The following is a 933-nucleotide window of genomic DNA, read 5'->3' on the forward strand; positions in this document are numbered from 1 at the left end:
CGCTCCAAGCACCTCGCGCTCGTTTGCGCCAAGCTCGGCATCGCCCTCATTCATGCCCGGCCCTATCAGCCCCAGGGCAAAGGCAAGATCGAGCGCTGGTTCAAGACCGTGCGCGCGCAGCTGCTCACCCGCCTGACCGAGGCCGACGTGGCGAGCCTCACGGCGCTCAATCGCCGCCTCGCTGGCTGGGTCGAGGGCGAGTACCACCACAGCCCCCATCGCGGCCTGGAGGGCGCCACGCCGCTCGAGCAATGGGCGCGCACCGGCGCCGGGGTGCGCTTCCCGGAGCCGGACGTGGACCTGGCCGATCTGTTCTTGCAGGAGGCGGTGCGCAAGGTGCAGAAGGATCGCACCGTCAGCCTCAACGGGGTGGTCTACGAGGTCGATGCCGCCCTGGTCGGGGAGACCGTGACGCTGCGTTTTGATCCGAGCGCACCGCCCGAGCGCCCGGTCCAGGTGTGCTTTCAGGGGCAGCGCCTGGCGCTGGCGCGTCCGGTCGATACCGATGCCAATTGCTTCATCAAGCGCGATCGCCCCTCGCGCAACTTGGCGATCGCGGGTAGCGCCCCTGAGCCCAAGCCCTCGGCGCTGCGCCTGCGCGAGCTGCCCTCGGGCGCCGACGACACGCCGGAGGGACGCTGATGTATCGCAAGCACTTCGCCCTCACGGCCTTTCCCTTCGATCTGGTCCCGCCGCCGGATGCGCTGTTCGCCGCCGCCAGCCTCACCGAGGCCGCGGCGCGCCTGACGCATCTGCTGGAGCTGCGCGCCATCGGCCTGGTGACCGGCGAGGCCGGCTCGGGCAAGACGACGGTCTGCCGCAAGGTCGCCGCCGATCTGCATCCCGGGCTCTATCGGGTGTTCTATATCCCGCTCTCGACCGGCAACGTCATGGACATGTACAAGAGCATCGCCTGGGAGCTGGGACTGGCGG

2 protein-coding genes are annotated in these 933 nt (G+C 69.7%); both read left to right on the plus strand.

Annotated elements, in window-relative coordinates; all coding sequences use genetic code 11:
• Positions 1-642 (plus strand): Mu transposase C-terminal domain-containing protein (locus tag G3446_RS26960; protein WP_164456720.1); only part of this gene is annotated, 642 nt, incomplete at its 5' end.
• Positions 642-933, plus strand: a 292-nt coding sequence (locus tag G3446_RS26965) for an AAA family ATPase (RefSeq protein WP_164456721.1), incomplete at its 3' end; no start/stop codon positions are given. The genes G3446_RS26960 and G3446_RS26965, both read left to right, overlap by 1 nt.

Origin of the sequence: Thiorhodococcus minor (assembly GCF_010820565.1) — a bacterium.
GTDB lineage: Bacteria > Pseudomonadota > Gammaproteobacteria > Chromatiales > Chromatiaceae > Thiorhodococcus > Thiorhodococcus minor.